This window comes from Dethiothermospora halolimnae, from assembly GCF_037577855.1.
Lineage (GTDB): Bacteria > Bacillota > Clostridia > Tissierellales > VENL01 > Dethiothermospora > Dethiothermospora halolimnae.
In genome coordinates, this window is sequence record NZ_JBAKFX010000014.1 from 19,149 (window position 1) to 38,054 (window position 18,906).

The 18,906-nt window shown below is 29.6% G+C and carries 19 protein-coding genes; 18 read left to right on the forward strand and 1 reads right to left on the reverse strand.

The features are described from left to right. Positions 1-255: 255 nt before the first annotated feature. The 18 genes from V6137_RS07690 (at position 256) to V6137_RS07775 (ending at position 17,850) form a co-directional block, all read left to right on the forward strand. Complete coding sequence (locus V6137_RS07690) at positions 256-1,110, forward strand: hypothetical protein (RefSeq protein ID WP_425447323.1); 855 nt, start codon at positions 256-258, stop codon at positions 1,108-1,110. 120 nt (positions 1,111-1,230) lie between these two features. Continuing rightward, positions 1,231-1,734: a VanZ family protein gene (locus V6137_RS07695; protein ID WP_425447324.1), complete on the forward strand. Its 504-nt coding sequence runs from the start codon at positions 1,231-1,233 to the stop codon at positions 1,732-1,734. Between the two features lie 97 nt (positions 1,735-1,831). After that, entirely contained in the window at positions 1,832-2,017 is a 186-nt protein-coding gene (locus V6137_RS07700; protein WP_425447325.1) for a hypothetical protein, read from the forward strand. 29 nt (positions 2,018-2,046) lie between these two features. Continuing rightward, a complete protein-coding gene (locus V6137_RS07705) occupies positions 2,047-2,190 on the forward strand; it encodes a hypothetical protein (RefSeq protein WP_425447326.1) in 144 nt (47 codons plus the stop codon). A 507-nt stretch (positions 2,191-2,697) separates the two neighbouring features. Continuing rightward, positions 2,698-4,800: a hypothetical protein gene (locus V6137_RS07710; protein WP_425447327.1), complete on the forward strand. Its 2,103-nt coding sequence runs from the start codon at positions 2,698-2,700 to the stop codon at positions 4,798-4,800. Positions 4,801-4,915: 115 nt separating this feature from the next. After that, on the forward strand, positions 4,916-5,782 hold the full coding sequence (locus V6137_RS07715; protein ID WP_425447328.1) for an AraC family transcriptional regulator: 867 nt from the start codon (positions 4,916-4,918) through the stop codon (positions 5,780-5,782). A gap of 139 nt (positions 5,783-5,921) precedes the next feature. After that, positions 5,922-6,830, forward strand: a complete 909-nt coding sequence (locus tag V6137_RS07720; RefSeq protein WP_425447329.1) for an alpha/beta fold hydrolase — start codon at positions 5,922-5,924, stop codon at positions 6,828-6,830. A gap of 95 nt (positions 6,831-6,925) precedes the next feature. Continuing rightward, entirely contained in the window at positions 6,926-7,657 is a 732-nt protein-coding gene (locus tag V6137_RS07725) for an aminoglycoside phosphotransferase family protein (protein WP_425447330.1), read from the forward strand. A gap of 11 nt (positions 7,658-7,668) precedes the next feature. After that, complete coding sequence (locus V6137_RS07730; RefSeq protein WP_425447331.1) at positions 7,669-7,827, forward strand: hypothetical protein; 159 nt, start codon at positions 7,669-7,671, stop codon at positions 7,825-7,827. Positions 7,828-7,904: 77 nt separating this feature from the next. Further along, on the forward strand, positions 7,905-8,765 hold the full coding sequence (locus V6137_RS07735) for a hypothetical protein (protein ID WP_425447332.1): 861 nt from the start codon (positions 7,905-7,907) through the stop codon (positions 8,763-8,765). Between the two features lie 88 nt (positions 8,766-8,853). Further along, positions 8,854-9,714, forward strand: a complete 861-nt coding sequence (locus tag V6137_RS07740) for an AraC family transcriptional regulator (protein ID WP_425447333.1) — start codon at positions 8,854-8,856, stop codon at positions 9,712-9,714. Between the two features lie 208 nt (positions 9,715-9,922). After that, positions 9,923-10,816 (forward strand): ABC transporter ATP-binding protein, encoded by an 894-nt coding sequence (locus V6137_RS07745; RefSeq protein ID WP_425447334.1) that lies wholly within the window; start codon positions 9,923-9,925, stop codon positions 10,814-10,816. Beyond that, on the forward strand, positions 10,794-12,932 hold the full coding sequence (locus tag V6137_RS07750) for a M1 family aminopeptidase (RefSeq protein WP_425447335.1): 2,139 nt from the start codon (positions 10,794-10,796) through the stop codon (positions 12,930-12,932). The genes V6137_RS07745 and V6137_RS07750 overlap by 23 nt, the downstream gene beginning before the upstream one ends. Beyond that, complete coding sequence (locus V6137_RS07755) at positions 12,925-13,659, forward strand: hypothetical protein (RefSeq protein WP_425447336.1); 735 nt, start codon at positions 12,925-12,927, stop codon at positions 13,657-13,659. The genes V6137_RS07750 and V6137_RS07755 overlap by 8 nt, the downstream gene beginning before the upstream one ends. Positions 13,660-13,871: 212 nt before the next feature. Next, positions 13,872-14,468, forward strand: a complete 597-nt coding sequence (locus V6137_RS07760) for an ECF transporter S component (protein WP_425447337.1) — start codon at positions 13,872-13,874, stop codon at positions 14,466-14,468. A gap of 295 nt (positions 14,469-14,763) precedes the next feature. Beyond that, complete coding sequence (locus V6137_RS07765; protein ID WP_425447338.1) at positions 14,764-16,269, forward strand: sodium-dependent transporter; 1,506 nt, start codon at positions 14,764-14,766, stop codon at positions 16,267-16,269. Further along, positions 16,270-16,368 carry a MetS family NSS transporter small subunit gene (locus tag V6137_RS07770; protein WP_425447339.1) on the forward strand — a complete coding sequence of 33 codons (99 nt, stop codon included), beginning with the start codon at positions 16,270-16,272 and terminating at the stop codon, positions 16,366-16,368. A 276-nt stretch (positions 16,369-16,644) separates the two neighbouring features. After that, on the forward strand, positions 16,645-17,850 hold the full coding sequence (locus V6137_RS07775; RefSeq protein ID WP_425447340.1) for an iron-containing alcohol dehydrogenase: 1,206 nt from the start codon (positions 16,645-16,647) through the stop codon (positions 17,848-17,850). Between the two features lie 56 nt (positions 17,851-17,906). Here the strand turns inward: V6137_RS07775 and V6137_RS07780 are convergent, their stop codons facing one another. Then, on the reverse strand, positions 17,907-18,839 hold the full coding sequence (locus V6137_RS07780) for a DUF5700 domain-containing putative Zn-dependent protease (protein ID WP_425447341.1): 933 nt from the start codon (positions 18,837-18,839) through the stop codon (positions 17,907-17,909). Between the last annotated feature and the right edge of the window lie 67 nt (positions 18,840-18,906).

Below are 18,906 nucleotides of genomic sequence, written 5' to 3' on the forward strand. Positions count from 1 at the left end.
AGTTCATTTAAAAACACTTAATATGTAAATTAAAATGTTGGGCATAATATCATCTATTTCTAGATTATTAAATTAAGAGAGAAAATTAAATTCCATTAAGAATCATTTATGCAGATGAAGAAATATGTAAATGATGGTATAATTTAATAGAGGTATATTTTCTTCCGAATACCTAATGTTGTTTATAAGTTACATGTATAATAAAAATAAGCTAAATAGAAATTTAAAATATTAATGATAAGTGAGGTGTAAACAATGATAAAAAGAGTTAATAAACTTGAGGAAGTACTTGATTTTGCATGGAAATTAAGTCAAGATAATTTGCATGCTAGTTATCCAAGAAGAAAATCAATGAAAAAGATTAAGGAAGATATTAAGAAAGCTATCAGTGGAGATAATGAGAATATAGTAGCTTGCTATCATGAAGATGTATTATATGGAGTTTGTATTTATGTTTGGGAAAGTGATAAAAAATATGCACAAACGATGCAATTTTTAATAAGGGAAGATTATGAACAAACTGCAGATGAATTGATTGATTACATAAGTAAGCAATTAGCTGGTTATGAACTATTTATAGGGGTGCCTTTTACAAATAAAAGTGCAAACAAATATTTTAAGAAAAAGAATATTGAATGTATCGAATCTAGTATTGATACCAGACTTTATAATTTAGAAATCCCTATAAATGGAAAACATGATTGTATAGAAAAAATTACTGAAAGTAATTTTGAAGAATATGCTATATTCCATGACAAACATGCTATTTCTTGGGGAATATATTATAATAGTAAAAACTTGCAAGAGGATATAGATCATTTTCGAGTATTTGCTTTTAGGAAAGATAAGGAGATTCATGCAAGTATTTTTGTTAAGACTGGAAAAGATGGTGCAACAGTGTTTGGATTATTTATTGATAAAAAATATGAGAATAATGGTATTGGAAATATGTTGATTAATAAAATGTTAATGGAATTATATAATGAATTTGGCCCAATAAAGGAAATAGTATATTTTATTGAAGAGGATTGTACTAAAGAATTAAAAGCAGCTTTGACAGCAGGTTTTGAGATTAAGGATAAATATAGGTGTTATAAATATATATTATAGGTTTTGAATAGGACGATTATTTAATATAGAATATGAAGAAAGAGTTTATAATCCAGGTATAATTTTATATTAATTTTTGTTAGTAATGGATAAAAATTAATGAATTGGGAGTGTAAGAGTATGGAAAGTAAAAAGCAGTATAACATGACTATAATTCTGTTTGCGGTATATTTTTCAATCTTAATATGGATTCTTTTATTTAAAATGAAATTTTCAATTAATGAAATTTATAAAAATAGGAATATTAATTTAATTCCTTTTTCTGGATCAGTAATTATAAATGGAAAAATATATATTAACGAAATAATAAGTAACATACTTATATTTATTCCTATTGGTATCTATACATGTATGTTAAAGGCAAGCTGGTCTTTTATTAAAAAAATTGCACTATCCTTTTTTATTAGTTTAGCAATTGAAGTTTTACAATTTATTTTTGCTTTAGGTACGACAGATATAACAGACCTTTTAGGTAATACTTTAGGTGGAATAGTGGGGATTGGAACATTCTTGTTATTATCTAAATTGCTTAAAAATAAAACTGTTAAAGTAATAAATATACTTGCTTTAATTGCTACAGTTGGATTAGTTGGCCTTTTATCAATGCTAATATTATTAAACTAAAACAATTTCACTTTATCAGGGTAATTACAAATATAATTTTGTACTGAACAATTAGTTGTTTTTTTGATTAATACAATGTGAAGATGGAAAAGAAACAATGTATTTATATGTTGTAATGCCAAAGGCAGAAGAATATCTCTGGGTAGAAGAAAGGATGGATATTCCTAAAGGAAATATAGAGGAATATAAGTTTCATAGCGAGAAGTTAGAAGAAAACCGCAGAATTAGAATGTATACACCGCAGGGGTATAAAAAAATGGTGAACCATATGAATTTTACTTAAATACAGGAATTCTTGAATCAAAAGATACTATGATTGATGTTAATATAAAACTAAGAGGCATGCTAAAATCAAAGGTATATGAAGTTAAATATGAAGATTTTAAAGGTGGACATGATTATTTATGTTGGGGAGAGACACTGGCAAATGGTTTAATTTCGTTGATGAGTTACTAAAAGATAGGTAAGGGACAGTTCATTTAGAAGTAAAGTTTTGTTTTATGTATAAGAAATATTATCTTTCGGAGAGTAGTATAAAGAGGATAATTAGAAGTAATTTGGTGAAATAAAAGAAATTGCATATTTTATTGATGAGAGCTGTACTAATGAATTAAATCCAGATTTCACTATAGGTTTTAAGATTGAGCATAAATATAGATGCCATAAATATATTTTTTAATAGGATAAATCATTAGTTAATAAAAGTCTACAATTCTTTTGTATTATAAACATATTAAAGTTATATAACTAAAAAATCACCTACAAATTAATTTGTAGGTGATTTTTTAGTTCACAAAAGATATATATATTAAAGCTGTAAGATAAAAAACAATAAATACAATTACAACTTATTGTAATAAAATCATTTATTTGTGAATATGTCATTTTAATAATATAATTATTATATCACTAAAAGTAAATATTAAAAGTTCATATTGTATTAAGTATAAATGGAGGTTAGATATGAAATTTAGAATAGCTATTATAATATTATTAATACCGTTATTAACAGGATGTTCCGGGGATGAAAAAGACGTTGAAAATACGAATGTTATAGTAAGTGAAGCTAGTAAAGAAATAAACAACGAAAGTATAAATGAGGATTTGAACAATAAAAAGAATCGAGATAATAAGGTAATGGAAAATAAAGGAGATCATGAATCTTCAACTAAATCTACTGAAGATGATTGGTTTGTTGGTGCCATAAACGATAATCTGAAAATACATATGAAACTAGATATGAAGGGTAATAAAATAAGTGGAAAATATTATTATGATAAATATAAAAAAGATATTATTATATCAGGTTATAGAGACGGAAATATCTTTTCAGTAGGGACTAAGGACTCTAAAGAGACAATTGAAGGTATGTTTATATCTGATAATCTTATTGAAGGTATCTGGACTGATGGAGATGTGACATATCCAATATATTTAATGAACGATAAAGACAGTAGTTTAATACCTAAAAAACCCAATAATACTTTGATGGAGTGGAAAGGCAATTGGCAAGGAGGAAACTCAGGATATTATAGAGGTTCTAGATTAATCATAGAACCTATTTTTAATAATTTAATAAAATTTGATTTATCAGCCTTTAATGGAACTCGCTTAGGAGGACTATCTTCTTTTGCAGTTGTTGAGAATAATATTGCCACATTTATAGGGGAAGAGGGGATAAAATACATATTTACATTAAACAATGAAGGGAATATAAAGTTAAATAGTGATGATTATAGCTATTACTGTGGTGCAGGTGTTTCCTTTGATTCTATTTATACTAAAAAAGATTTTACAATAGCCCCACCTACAGCAAAAGAAGTTGGTTTAGTTTATTCCAAAGAACAGGAAGATATTTTCAAAAACCTTACTGGGGAATATTATCGCAATTTCATAGAGGTTGCACAGTTTTTTTCAGAAGAAGAAGATTTAGATGGGATAGGAGCAAATGTAAGAACCTTTGGCTTACTTAGTTATCCCGATGCAGCAATAGTAATGATAAATCAACAGGAAAATTTAATTAAGGCTGCAGTACATGGTTTAGACGGGATATATTATTTTTCCAATAGTGAAGACTATGGGGAGCCACCAGAAACTATAAAAGAATGGGCTAAAGGTCAAGAGATTATAATATGTGAAAATAAATATAAACAAAACAAGAGTAATATTAGCATTAATCCACCTAAGAAATATATAGATTTTATGAAGAAAAGGGATAAAAGCAATGATATAGCTCTCTATGCTAAGGAAGATATAAATGGAGATGGAGATTATGAAGTGATTTTAGCATCAGGAATTAATAGTGACAAAGAAGAACTAGGATATATAGAACATATTTATATATTGAAGGAAGATAGTCAGGGGAATCTTAAACAGCTAGGGGATAACTTAGCAAGGTCAGGATATTCCATTTACCAAGTGAGACTTATAGAACTTAATAACTCTTCTAAGAAATATATATACTGTGGCTTAACAAATGGAGTTAGTTTAAGAGGATTTAGTATATTTGAGTTATCAGAGGACAAACCTAAAATGATAGCCTATAGTGCCTCTGCTACTGGATCAGGCTTTGATGAGCTAAAAGATTTTAATGGTGATGGTAAATTTGATGGATATGTACAGAATAGATCAAGTTATGATGTCCTATATTATGAAATTAAGAACACATATATACTTAAAAATGATGAATTTGTACTTGATAAAACATGGGTGGATGTACCCGAATATCCAGAAAATATTAAAGATATTATAATACAGTATATGTCTCTTAGGGTTTTAAATAATGGTAAATCACCGGAGATTGACAAAAGGTTATCACAAATGTGTACATACGATAAGGCTGAGGATATTGATATACCAGAAAGTTCAACATATACAGTACTTTATAACACAATAATGGGAAATGATAAGGGAATCGAAATTAATATTGAAGAAGAGGATAATATAGCAAAGACAGTAGCTACATTTAGTGATAATGATATTAAGTATAAATATATATTTAGGCTAATAAAAATAGAAAATAGATGGGTTATTGATGATATTAAGAATCTTAGTGAAAATTTATAAGTTGCTGTATGATACTATATGGAACAAATGAGTTAAGAAAAGGGATGATAAAAAAAGTCAATTTATCTTTTTACCAATAAAGTATAATATTATTAAAGTTATGGAGGGATAAATTATGGATTATTTTTTAAGAGTGCAAAGGGCCATTGATTTTATTGAAGAAAATTTAAAAGAAGATATTAGTTTAGAAGAAATATCAAACCAAGCATACTCTTCAGTATCTCATTTTTATAGGATGTTTCAAATCACCACAGGAAGTTCTATTAAAGGTTATGTTCAAAATAGGAGGTTAAGTCAAGCAGCCTATGAATTATTGACAACTGAAAAAAGAGTTATAGATATAGGTCTTGATTATCAATTTAATGGGGAAGAAACTTTTATAAGAGCCTTTACTAAAGTATTTGGCATTACTCCTGGGAAATATCGCAAATCAGGAAATGTAGATGATTTATTAACTAAAATAACTTTAAATAAACATGATATTATATTAAAAAAAGGAGACGTTGATATGGAACCGAAGTTTATAAAGAAGGAATTTAAACTTATTGGAGTCGAAGGTGAAGTGAATTTTAGTGGTAATTTTGTTAAAACTATAGACTCGTTACAAAAAGAACTCTTTGATAAGCTTGATAGTATAAGAGATATAAACAATACAAATGCTTTTATAGCCTATTGGTATTATAAAAGTAACGGAACCAATAAAGAACCTTTATGTTATTACTTTGCAGCAGTTGAAGTAGATAATATGGAAAGCATACCGAAGGGTTTGGTCTCTAAAATAATACCAGAAAGTAACTATGCTGTTTTTAATGAAAAAAGACGGGGAGAAATTGCAGGGCCCAATGGATATGCTTACAAAGTATGGCTTCCTACTTCTGATAAAGAATTAAATGAACATATACCAGGGGATTTTGAAGTTTATTCAGATATAAATAATATAGGAGCTGATACTCCATGTGAAATATATATACCTATAAAATGATAACAAATTTAACTTGCTTAGGGATAAATAGATAAAAGTGCGGATATAACCCATTAAAATAATAATAAAAATCAACCTAGTTTTTGATATAATAAAAATAGAAATATTTAAATTAATTTACAAAAGAGGGGATATAATTATGGAAAGATTAAAGAATCAAAGTAAGTTAAATAATGGGGAGTATTATGTAAAAGTAAATGGAATAAAGCACTGGTATAAAATTGCTGGAGCAGAAAAGGAGACAACTCCTATTGTTATAATTCATGGAGGTCCCGGTGGACATAATTATGTCTTCGAAAGAACTCCTGGACCTAAAATAGAAGAATTTTCTACAGTTATTTACTACGAACAAAGAGGATGTGGCCGTTCAGACGCCCCTAAAAATCAAGGGGAATATTCTATACCTATACTTATATCAGATTTGGCAGAATTTTGTAAAAAACTAAATATAGATAAGATTATTCCCTTAGGATTTTCCTTTGGTGGAGAATTGGCATTGGAGTTTGCTTTATCACATCCAGAACTTGTAGAAAGGGTTATAGCTCAGGCACCTTCTATGTTTAGTTACAATCAACGGGTTTCATCTACTCAGGTCTATGGATTTCAACAGGTATCAGAGGGAGATATAAAGAAAAAAATAAATGATATAGTTAAGCTAGATATTAATATAGACGAAAAGTGTTCTAAGATTTGGGAAATTGTAGATTTGAAAACGGTGGACAGGCTTCTTTTCCATAATGGAAAGTATGGAGAGTTTATGAGAAATTTATGGCAAGAAAGTAAACTTGTAAATACGGGATTAATGATGGAGGCATTACTAAAGCAACAGTATAAAGGGTTATTAACAGATAGACTTCCAAAGATAAAAGCTCCTGTGCTTATTATGACTGGACTTTATGACAGGAATGTGGGACTTAACTTAAATAGGGATATGGCAAGCAAGATATCTGATTGCAAATTTGTGATATTTGATAAAAGTGCCCATTTTCCAGATATAGAGGAAAGTGAAAAGTATGCTAACGAGGTTAAAAAATTTATTTTAGAATGAAAGTACTTCGACAATAATATTAAGTTATAAATCAAAGGTTGTTTCTACAATGGTAACAAAGATTGATAACTAATAAAAAATAGGGAGAAAGACAAATGAAGTATGGAAAGGTAATAGGAATAGGGAACACAGCAACTATATATGAATTGGAAAAAGATAGAGTACTTAAGCTTTTCGATAAAGGATATCCTAAAGAAGCTATAGAGAAAGAATTTCATAATGCGATGGTAATACGGAAAATGAATTTTGCAAAACCAAAGGCATATGAGATAATCACTTCTGAAGAAAAAATTGGAATTATATATGATAGAGTAGAAGGGGAATCACTGCTAGATTGGGTTATGAAAACTAATGATGTGGAGAAATGTGTAACATATATGGCTAAGTTACATAAGAAAATCCTTCAAAACAGTACTAGGAATGTACCGGATTACAAGAAATTTTTAAAGTTTCATACACGAAATGCATTATCGGTTAGTTTAAACAAACGAAAAGAAGTATTAGAAATGATAAATAAATTGCCCGATGGAAATGTACTTTGTCATGGAGATTTTCACCCAGGAAATATAATAATATCAAATGGGCATGGGACTGTTATAGATTTTATGAATGTGTGTCATGGAGATTTTCTGTATGATATTGCAAGAACTGTGTTTTTAATAGAGTATACACCTGTTCCAGCGGAATCAGATAACAGAGAAGTGCTTTTAAAGTTTAAAAAAGCATTGGCAGATATATACCTTGTACAAATGAATGTTACAAGAGAAATGATACAGGATTATTTATCAGTTATTATCATGGCTAGAAAGGGAGAATGTCCTAAATAGTTTTATTATAAGTGGATGACAAATATATTGGAGGGATTCATGGGAGTGTTACTGAAGATTCAATGTATATAGATTGGCTTGTGGCTGATGAAGATGGACTATGTAAAGGAACGGGCATATATGGGTGGAGGTTTAACCTGTGGATTTATATTGAGAGTTTAAGAATCTAAAGATAGGGCAAAACCAACAGTAATTTCTAAAGGATAGTTATTAAGAGAAATTGAAAGTATTAAAAGGATGAGGATTTATGAAAAGACGTTTAATCATTATTAGCACCTATATTATTATAGGAATACTACTGTTTTATAAAGGAACAGGGAAGGAAATTGAAGCAAAAAAAGAACAAGGGGTAAAGATATCACAGACTAAAGATGCTAAGAAAAAGGAAAGAGTACTGGATAAATTAGTTCTAGATAATGGGGGCAGATTACAAATAATATATAATGGGGATGTGGTAATAAGTTTTAAGAATGAAAGGATAATGTTGGATTCCAATATAACAGAAGAGAAGTTATTTAATAATGGGAAAATGCCAAATGTAGAATTTAGATTACATAAGATTACTGGGAGTAGCTATATTGGGGTCACAGAGTATAGTCCTAGCATGAAGACTATGGATGTTACTGAAAGAATCTTCAAAATTAATAATGACCAGCTTATTAGTTTTTGGTCATCTGATGAAATAGTATTAAATCTATTAAAAGTAGATAAAAATTATGTGGAAATTGGTTCTTCCGTTAGCCCAAAACCAATTATTTTAAAGCTAACAGAGAAGGAGGGACAAGCAGTAGTTAATAAGCTGGAAGATATAAGGATAAATTTAAAAAAAGATAATCTAAATACAGATAAATCATTTTGGAAAGATATACAAGATAATCTCATAGGAACAATAACAGGATGTAATTGGTTAGATACAGATAAAGATGGAGACAATGAGATGATCTTATCCATATATTGTTATACAGTTGGAGCGAAAACACCAGTTCATCTTAGAGAAAACGGAATAATGATATTTGAAGTTGGGGAATATGTTGAACTTAAGAAAGTTATATTTGAAAGAGATAATGAAGATAACAGATTTAAAGAATATTTTATTGGAGAAGTATAAAAATAACAATCTGTCATGTTAAAGCATTTAAAGACAGGATTATATTTTAAACTGTTGCTATAATTGTTATTGAAAGGATGTTGGGGATATGAGTTGGATTAAGAATATGAACAATGCATTGGATTATATTGAAGAAAACATAAAGAAAGATATTAAATCTGAAGATGTAGCTAAAGTTGCTTATGCATCTAAGTATCACTTTTTAAGAATATTTAATGCATTAACGGGTATAACCTTAGGAGAATATATAAGACAGAGAAGGTTGTCCCTTGCAGCTAAAGAAGTGGTTGATAATAATAAAAAAATAATAGACATCGCATATGATTACGGATATGAAACACCAGAGGCCTTTTCTAAGGCTTTTAAAAGACTACATAAGATTACTCCATCCCAGGCAAGAAAAATGGGAAAGAAGCTAAAAGCTATTCCTCCAATGTCTTTTCAAATAACAGTTAAAGGAGAGAGTAGAATGGATTATAAAATTGTTAAAAAGGAAGGTTTCAAAGTTGTAGGGGTTTCGAGACATTATACTACTAAAAATGGTGAAAATTTTAGGGAGATACCGAAGTTTTGGTGCGAGATGCATGAAAATGGAATAGTAGAAAAATTGGAAAAAGAAGTTTCAGACTTAGGAATTTTAGGAGTTTGTTATAATTACAATGAAGAACAAGAAGAATTTGACTATATGATTGCTAGAGAAGGGGATAAAATAGAGGATTTAGAAGATTATGACGTTGTAGATGTACCAAGTTGTACTTTTGCTATATTTGAAAGTATAGGACCAATTCCAGAAGCTATTCAAAAGATAACAAAGAAAATATATGCAGAGTGGTTTCCTGCAACAGGGTACGAACATGCAAAAGGACCAGAGCTTGAAGTATATTTACCCGGGAATATGGATGCAGAAGATTATAAATGTGAGGTTTGGATACCGATAGTAGATAAGTAGAAGAAAGAATTTTTAAATAGAGGTATGGTGGATAAAAGAATATCCACCATACCTCTATTTTATTCGCAATACTAAGAAAAAGTAATAATTATGTAAAGGAAAAATTAAACTTAATTATTATAATTATATTAATATGAATAATAAAAATTTTAAAGCAAGTGTAACTTTTTTCTTAGTATTACGAATAAAGGGTGAAGGAGTGATAGCGATGGAGATTAAAATTGAAAATATCAGCAAAAATTATAAGGATGTAAAAGCTTTAGAAAATATTAATTTAAACATCAAAACCCCTGCTATGATTGGTTTAGTAGGTCCTAATGGAGCCGGTAAGACCACTCTTATGAAAATTTTAGTTGGTCAAATTTTACCTACATCAGGAAAAATAACTGTGGACGGTAAGGTGTTAAATAAAGATTTTAGTTATTTAAAAGAAAGACTGGGTTATTTACCTCAAGATTTTGGGTTATATGATGAACTATCTGTAGAACAATTTTTAGATTATATAGCATGTTTTAAAGGAATAGAGAAAAAAAGAAAGGAGATAGTTAGAAAGTCTATAGAAGAAACAAACTTACTTGAAAAGAGAAAGGCAAAAATTAAAACCCTTTCAGGAGGCCAAAAACAAAGAGTAGGTATAGCCCAGGCTTTGTTAAATAATCCTGAACTTTTTATTGTTGATGAGCCCACTGTTGGACTAGATCCAGAGGAGAGGATAAAATTTAGAAATATCTTTTCAAAGGGTTCAAGTAAAAAGGTAGTTATATTGTCTACCCATATAATAGAGGATGTTCAGTCGGTATGTAATTATATTGTGGTATTAAATAAAGGAAAGACATTATTTAGTGGACCTCCAAATGAATTGATCAAAAGAACCATGGGGCATGTGGGAACTGTTGAAGTGAAAAGTGGTGAAGAGGATATTATAGAAAAAGATTTTAAAATAACCTCAAGTGTAGTAACTCCTAAGGGGGTACGTTATAGAATAGTTGGGGAAAAGCTTCCAAAGTTTTGTGAGGAAATTATACCATCATTGGAAGATGCATATGTGTATTGCATGTTGAAGGAAGGAGATTCTTTAAATGAAGAGTTTCAAACTATTTAAAAATGAAATAAAACTTTTTTCAAAGTCCAAATTAATTATATTGATGCTAATATTAAATATTCTAATTACTATATTGGGTATAAATTCTATTAATAATTCAAATATGATGTTTTTGCATAATGTAAAAAGAACTTCTTTAACTATAGGTTTAGGAACTGCTAGATACGGAGCCCTTGGCGGATCATTAATATTTTCCATCTTATTAGTCTTTATATTAAGTAAAGATTCAAGGAAAAAAAGTATGGGGATTATTAATTCCACAATAGAATACTCTAAATTAATTCTTATTAGAGTACTCACATTAATTTTTTACGAAGTTATTTTCGTAGTATTTTCAATGATTATTGTTATGGTTATACAAGGCCTGATACTGAAAATACCTCTAGATTTTTCAGTGTATATATATTGTTACAGTATAGTCTTGTTTCCCGCCATATTATTCTCAATATTAATAACCGGAGGACTATATATGCTTAGTGGTAGCATGGATATAACTTTTTTAACCATAACTGTTTTATTTTTTATGAGCTTGTTATCTCCAGACTATTTACTCTCATGGGTTCAAACTTCAGTAGCAGTATTTTCAGATTTTGCCGGTATAAGACCTGTGGGAAGGTTCATTTTATATAATAGATTGTTGTGGATATTTATTTCAATTTCAGTTTTTTTAGTAGGATATTTAAGTAGAAGGAGATATGAGAGAGGAATATTTGCTTCTTTAAAAATAAATATTAAAACCGGAGGAACAGTTATTTTAGCTATTTTGTGTATAGTTGCTATATCATTAGTGTGGGTTAAAGAGCCTTATGTGCAAGCCCAATATACAATAGTTATTAATGATAATGATATAGATAAAGATATGTATCTTAAAAAAATAGTTTCAGATGTAGACATAAATAGTAAAGATGAAAGTATGAAGGCCTATGTATCCTATTGCTTTGAAAATAAAGGCAATTTAGACTATATTTCCTTTGATACTAACAAAGGACTTAAGATAAATAGTATAAAAGTAAACGGTAAAGATACGAATTATAAAAAAATAAAGGGTACTAGTTTTATACAAATACCTATTCTACAAAATGAGGATGTAAATATAGAAATAAATTATGATGGAAAAATTAAAAATTACGGACAAAATACCAGTATGGTTGGTTATATTGGTGAAGATAGTGTGTACTTACTGGAAAATTCCCAATGGATTTTTAGACCACTAACTGGACAGAAAGACCTAGTGGAGATTTCAGGTTCAATTACTGCTCCAAAGGATTTAACCGTTGTTACCCCAGGGAAATTAATAGATGTAAAAAGTGAGGATGGAAAAACTAGGTGGAAATATGAAATGAAGTCTTTTAATACTGATATAGCTATATTTGCAGGTAGATACAGCAAATCTAAGTTTGATGTGTCAGGTATTAATGTAGAGTTCTACTATAGTCCAAGGCATGAAGAATACGTAAAAAATAAAAAAATGGGAAAGCATATAAAAAATATTATTAAGTTTTATAGTAATAAATTTGGCCCCTATTATAGCGATAGAATTCCTTTAAAGATAGTAGAAACATCAATTTACAAGCCAGGGGGACATTCGTCGTCTAATATAATTACCTTTGCAGAATATATGATAAATAGGGATCCAGAGGTAGAAGAATATACATTTGTTCATGATATAGAAATAATAGCCCACGAAATAGCCCATCAATGGTGGGGAAGTGCCGTAGAATGCGTTGGGGAACCACCATGGAGTAGTGAAGGGATGGCTAATTATGCAGCTTATAAATATATAGAAGGTGAATTTAATAAATGGATATCAAGATCAAACTTACATTCATGGCAAAATGCTTATGAGAGGTCAAACAAAGGATATTATATGAGAAATCCTGAGAAAATAAAAAATTTAAAAGCAAGCTATAGGGAGTCTTTGGAAATGGAAAAACTTAATGGACGTTTATATTATGAAATGCCCCTTAAATTATTAAAGGGAGAAGAAAAGTTAGGAGAAAAGAAATTTTTACAAAATATATCCAAAGTATATAAGAAATATTCCCTAGAGGAACTTACATACCATGACTTTCTTAAGGAAATGGGCTTAGATAAGGAGATGATATCCATTGAATAATTTTGATTTATTAAAATATGAAATTCGTAGGTTAATGTTTAATAAAAAATACTTTTATATGTTATTAATACTTTGTCTAATTACTCTAGATACTCTTATGAGGAATATAATTAGGGGAGTTTATGGTACTGCACCCTTTTCAAGATGGAGCTATTCTGAATTTATTGCTGTCACTACTCCTTTTTTATTAATTATATTAATATTCTTATGTATATCTATTTTTAATGAAAGGGAGAATGCCGTGAAAAAGATAATATTCTCTACAGCCTTTCCCCAAAAGAAGTATTATTTTTTAAAGGCCTTTTCCATTGGAATTGTGTTTATAATTACAGCTTTAATACCGATAATAATTAGCTTTATATATTATAAGGTTATGTTTGGATATACTCAATTTACTAAGTTTATTTATCCTATAATATTGTTTTTACTACCACCGTTTATACTTGTATTAGGCCTATCAATGTTTCTAGGGAAAATAAATGTAAAGTTGTTGTATTTTTTAATGCCAATACTATTTTTCACCTGTGTCTTTAATTTTATGTTTCCAGTTTGGGTTGATCTATGCGGAAATAATTTCATATTAGATCATGGATTAAGCTTATCTTTTAGCGATGGAGTAATGCCCTATGATATAACAACGAATATGATTTATAGTAGATTAATATTTGTTTTCATAGGAATAATATTACTTTTATACTCTGCTATAAAGTCAGATACTATGGATTGAGATTTACATATAACTGAGATATGTCTAAACTAGATTTATATAATAGTTAAATAAAATGATTTAGATTAAATATACTTTGTCGATAACATAAATATATATGTTATAATTAGGTAAATAGTCGATATCCATTGGGAATCGAACTACAGTAGTATTACTTTTCAAAATCAAAATACGTCTTGTATTCGCAAGAAACGAGAACGGAGGGAGTAAAAATGAAAAAAATTTCGACTAGAGAGTTTGTATTAATGGGACTTTTGATAGCCATATCGGTCTTACTGGATGTTTTACCCATAGGAACCTTAAGGTTACCTGTTATTAATGCTACAATTGCCCATATACCTACTATAATAGGAGGCATAGTCTTAGGACCATATGTGGGAGGTATAGTTGGATTATTTTTTGGATTATCTAGTTTACTTAGAAATCTAACCCAGCCTACAAGTGTACTGGCATTTGCATTTATAAATCCTTTAGTTTCTGTAGTACCTAGAGTTTTGGTTGGCATTATATCCTATTATGTATATGTGGCTATAAAGAGGTTGCTAAATGAAAATTTAGGTATTATTATTGGAGCAGCACTAGGAAGTATTACCAATACTATAGGGGTAATGGGTATGATATACATACTCTATGCACAAGATATTGTAGAGAAAATGGATTCCTCACAAACTGCAAAGGGAATAGTCTTAGGTATTATAACTGCCCACGGGATACCTGAGATGATAGTAGCTGGGGTTATAACAGTAATTATAGTGAAGGCATTAAAAAAAGTCTATAAATTTAATGGGGCTAATACTTATAATAACTAATAAGTGAATAGCAACATAAAAATACTGCTTTATGATTTCATAAAGCAGTATTTTTATGTTGTTGATGAAGTATAAAAATGTGTTAAAAAAATAACTATTATTGAAAATGAAGTCGAAAATTGCTATAATGTGAACATATTTTAATAAAATGATAGAAATATTAAGATAATATAATGAATTTTTATTATAAAAGGGAGTAATGTAATAAAAATTATAGATTTGGTTAAAATTATTATATTGGTGAGAAAGGTTGAATTATCTTAATATTCTAAAATTTTTGAAAAGGAGTGGTAAAATGGAAGAAAAAAGAGAACAGTGGGGGTCAAAGATTGGTTTTATACTTGCAGTTGTTGGCTCTGCGGTGGGACTTGGTAATATTTGGAGATATCCCTACTTGCTTTATTCCAATGGCGGAGGTGCCTTTTTAGTACCCTATTTTGTAGCATTATTTACAGCGGGAATACCTTTAGTATTACTGGAGTATGGATTTGGTCACAAATTTAGAGGATCAGGAGCATTATCTTTTGCAAGGGCTAATAGGAAATTTGAGTGGTTAGGTTGGTGGCCAAGCTTTTCATCTTTTATAATTTTAACTTATTATACTATGATATTGAGTTGGGCTATGAACTTTTTAATATTTTCTTTTGGTAAAACTTGGGGAGCAGATCCAAATAATTTTTTCTTTAATGATTTTTTACAGGTTTCAAGTGGGCCATTTGATATAGCAGGCATGAGATGGCCAATATTTATAGGCATCACAATAATTTGGGCTTTTAATTGGTTTATATCCTATAAAGGTGTATCCGGTGGAATAGAAAAATTAAATAAAATTTTATTACCAACTCTTTTAGGAATTATGATTATTATTGTTATAAAAGGTGTTACATTACCGGGAGCCTATGTTGGATTAAATAAACTATTTACCCCCGATTGGTCTAAGGTTATGGAATTAGATGTATGGATAGATGCCTATGGTCAGGTGTTTTTCTCACTAAGTTTAGCAATGGGAATCTTGATAACTTATTCTAGTTACTTACCTAAAAAATCTGACTTGAATAATAGTGCATTTATGACTGCCTTTGCCAACAGTGGTTTTGAATTTTTATGTGCCATAGGTGTGTTTGGAATATTAGGATTTATGGCAACTAGTCAAGGTGTACCTATTGAAGATGTGGCAACAGAAAGTATAGGATTGGCATTTGTAGTGTTTCCTAAAGTCTTTTCAATAATGGGATCTATGGGTACATTATTTGGAGTATTATTCTTTATATCTTTAGTGTTTGCAGGACTTACATCCAGTATATCATTAATGGAGGCCTTTATAGGAGCAGTTAAGGACAAAACTGGAGCTTCAAGGAAGAAATTAGTTACTATTACAGCAATAGTAGGATATTTAATAAGTATCTTATATGCCACCGGGGCAGGATTATATTTCTTAGATATAATCGATGCCTTTATAAACTCATTTAGTATTGTTGTAGTGGGATTATTAGAAGCCATTATTATTGGATGGGTAGTTGGTGCAGATAAGATAAGAAAACATACTAACTCAGTATCCATTTATCCTATAGGTAAATGGTGGGAGGTTATGATTAAGTTTGTGACTCCTGCTATATTAATCTATATGGTAGTAAGTAATATTATAACGGAAATAAAGTCTCCCTATGGAGGGGGAGATTATACAATGTCAGCCCTAATGTTACTAGGATGGGGTATTGTTGGAGCTATAATAATAACTGCTATTGTAACATCTAAAACTAGGTGGAGAAAAGGTGCTTTAGATAATAGGGAGGTGGAGTAGGTGAATACTTCAGCTATTATATTTTTCTTATTTGGAGCCATTGTATTATGGGGAGGATTGGCAGTTACGTTAAGAAAAGCTTTTAAAAATAATGATTAGTATAATAAAGCCATCGGGATATATTCCGATGGCTTTATTATAAGAAAATATATTGACACAAGAAGCTAATTGTTATATTATATCAAATAATAAAAAAATTAACTTTTAGCTTATGGACACTTCAACTACATGATTTAACACAAGCATCTAAGTTAAAATGTTTTTAAGTAGTGTTAATGGGTAAAAGTTAATAATGTAACATAAATATTTTATCTAAATTTATGTTACAATCAAATGCGTTAAAAAAATAACAATAAAAATTGGGAGGGATTATTAATGTGGGAAAGTACTATGCCTATTAATGAAGTAAGGGAGATTAGAGGTAAAACCAGTGTTTTTCTAGGTGCCGGTGCTATTAAAAAGATATTTGATATAACAAAGGAAGTAAAGGAAAAGGGAATGGATAAGGTTCTTATTGTAACAGGAAAATCTAGTTATAAAAAATGTGGAGCCTGGGACCATGTTGAAAAAGCATTAAAGGAAAATGATATAAAATATGTTTTATATAATGGAGTTACTCCAAATCCACTAAATACCCAAGTTGATGAGGCAGCAAAAATGGGAACAGAATTAGGAGCAAAGTTTGTTATAGCAATAGGGGGAGGAAGTGTAATAGACACAGCTAAAAGTGCTGCTATAATGATTAATTATCCTAATGAAACAACTGCTAGATTATATGAAGGAGAGTTTACGCCAACAGAAGCTTTACCCGTTGTAGCGATAAATACTACCCATGGTACAGGTTCCGAGGGAAATAGATTTGCTGTTACAAGTATATTAGAAGATGGCAAAGAATTTAAACCTGCTATAGCCTATGATTTAAGTTATCCAATGTATTCTATTGATGATCCAGAGTTAATGATTTCACTTCCTAAGTCTCAAACACTATATACATCAATAGATGCGGTAAATCATGTATTTGAAGCATGTACAACTGTAGTAACAAGTCCATATTCAGTATTACTAGCGAAGGAAACTGTTAGACTAGTACACAAGTACCTACCAAAAGCCGTAGAAAATGGAGAGGATTTAGAAGCAAGGTATTACTTAGCTTATTCAGCTTTAATGGGAGGAATATGTTTTGATAATGGTATGATCCATTTAACCCATGCATTGGAACATCCATTAAGTGCAATGAAACCTAATTTAAGTCATGGGCTTGGCTTAGCAGTATTGTTACCTTCTATTGCAAAGCACACATATAGAGTTAAGCCTGAAGTTTTAGCAGATGTATTATCTCCGATAGTTCCAGGGCTAGAGGGTAAGAAAGAAGAGGCCGAGAAAGTATCTAGTGGTATAAGGGAATGGCTAAATGGCTTAGGAGTAACTGAGAATCTTAGAGACTTAGGATTTAATGAAGGGGATATAGAGAGGTTAGTTGAACTTACATTTAATACACCAAGTTTAGATTTATTATTGGGATGTTCTCCTATTGGGTCAACAGAGGAACTGGTTTCTACTATATATAAAGAGTCATTATAAGGCATAAAAATAAAGGTAGAGGGATAAATTTCTCTGCCTTTATTTTTATATTGATTTTAACAGCAGTGTTTTAAAAGATAATCTTCCACTTCCTTTGAAAAACCCGACTTGATTTTTCCTTTTCTGCTTTCTTCAATAAATATTTTTAAACACTTTTTATAGTCATATTCCAGTGTCCAGTAATTTAATGTTTCTTTACCTCCGTGGTTATAAAGTGTGTGGGCTAACCAATAGCCAACTACATACATATGATCAAAATTATTAAAGAAGTTAGCCATAGATTTTTCGGGAGGTTCATTTTTACTATAGATATCTTCGATACTATCACTTAATATCTTCATATACTCATAATTATTATTAAATTTTTCTCCCCTTTTACGATATTCCAATTGAATTAAAGTAGCTATACCTTCTTCAAATATAAAGTTGAAAGTAGTTTTTAAATAATTATCTTCGGAAAAATCAAAAACAAAAAAATCACTTATCTCAAAGGGATGTTTTCTAGCATGATAAAATTCATGGACCAAAATACCTTCTAGTTCATCTGGAGAACGTAGGAGATTATGTATATTTATGTAGATCTCTCCTGATTTTTCGCTAAAACCACCGTCGATGCCCCCTGCATAGAAGTAATATGTACAGTCTTGGAAAGGTTCCTTTGGTGCATAGGGTTCTATTTCAGTAAATATATTATTAGTAAGTATCTTTTTCTGATTGTTAATCCTTTGTATAATCTTTTCTAGTTCGTCTAAATTCTTTCTAACATCATTAAACATATAACATTGGTCATCGTCATTATTACCATTAATAGCATTAATTAAAGAGTTTTTTAAAGAGTCTACTGATGTTTTTCTATTAAGTATCTTATCATGATTAATTAAGTCCTTTACTTGTTTTAAATTAGAAAACTGATAAAATAATTTTTCATCAAAGCTATCTTTTCTTAGCAAAGCAATTAAGATTTCCATCATTTCATTATTTAATCTCATAAATATCCCCCTTTATAGTGTCGTATATTTATAAAATATTACACAAAATTAACATTAACATATTATA

Excerpts from the sequence above, each read along its gene's own strand:
- V6137_RS07695 (WP_425447324.1), top strand. The coding sequence starts at position 1,231 with ATGGAAAGTAAAAAGCAGTATAACATGACTATAATTCTGTTTGCGGTA.
- V6137_RS07735 (WP_425447332.1), top strand. The coding sequence starts at position 7,905 with ATGAAAAGACGTTTAATCATTATTAGCACCTATATTATTATAGGAATA.
- V6137_RS07775 (WP_425447340.1), top strand. The coding sequence starts at position 16,645 with ATGTGGGAAAGTACTATGCCTATTAATGAAGTAAGGGAGATTAGAGGT.
- V6137_RS07690 (WP_425447323.1), top strand. The coding sequence starts at position 256 with ATGATAAAAAGAGTTAATAAACTTGAGGAAGTACTTGATTTTGCATGG.
- V6137_RS07745 (WP_425447334.1), top strand. The coding sequence starts at position 9,923 with ATGGAGATTAAAATTGAAAATATCAGCAAAAATTATAAGGATGTAAAA.
- V6137_RS07725 (WP_425447330.1), top strand. The coding sequence starts at position 6,926 with ATGAAGTATGGAAAGGTAATAGGAATAGGGAACACAGCAACTATATAT.
- V6137_RS07720 (WP_425447329.1), top strand. The coding sequence starts at position 5,922 with ATGGAAAGATTAAAGAATCAAAGTAAGTTAAATAATGGGGAGTATTAT.
- V6137_RS07705 (WP_425447326.1), top strand. The coding sequence starts at position 2,047 with ATGATTGATGTTAATATAAAACTAAGAGGCATGCTAAAATCAAAGGTA.
- V6137_RS07780 (WP_425447341.1), bottom strand. The coding sequence starts at position 18,839 with ATGAGATTAAATAATGAAATGATGGAAATCTTAATTGCTTTGCTAAGA.
- V6137_RS07715 (WP_425447328.1), top strand. The coding sequence starts at position 4,916 with ATGGATTATTTTTTAAGAGTGCAAAGGGCCATTGATTTTATTGAAGAA.
- V6137_RS07700 (WP_425447325.1), top strand. The coding sequence starts at position 1,832 with ATGTATTTATATGTTGTAATGCCAAAGGCAGAAGAATATCTCTGGGTA.
- V6137_RS07760 (WP_425447337.1), top strand. The coding sequence starts at position 13,872 with ATGAAAAAAATTTCGACTAGAGAGTTTGTATTAATGGGACTTTTGATA.
- V6137_RS07740 (WP_425447333.1), top strand. The coding sequence starts at position 8,854 with ATGAGTTGGATTAAGAATATGAACAATGCATTGGATTATATTGAAGAA.
- V6137_RS07710 (WP_425447327.1), top strand. The coding sequence starts at position 2,698 with ATGAAATTTAGAATAGCTATTATAATATTATTAATACCGTTATTAACA.
- V6137_RS07765 (WP_425447338.1), top strand. The coding sequence starts at position 14,764 with ATGGAAGAAAAAAGAGAACAGTGGGGGTCAAAGATTGGTTTTATACTT.
- V6137_RS07750 (WP_425447335.1), top strand. The coding sequence starts at position 10,794 with ATGAAGAGTTTCAAACTATTTAAAAATGAAATAAAACTTTTTTCAAAG.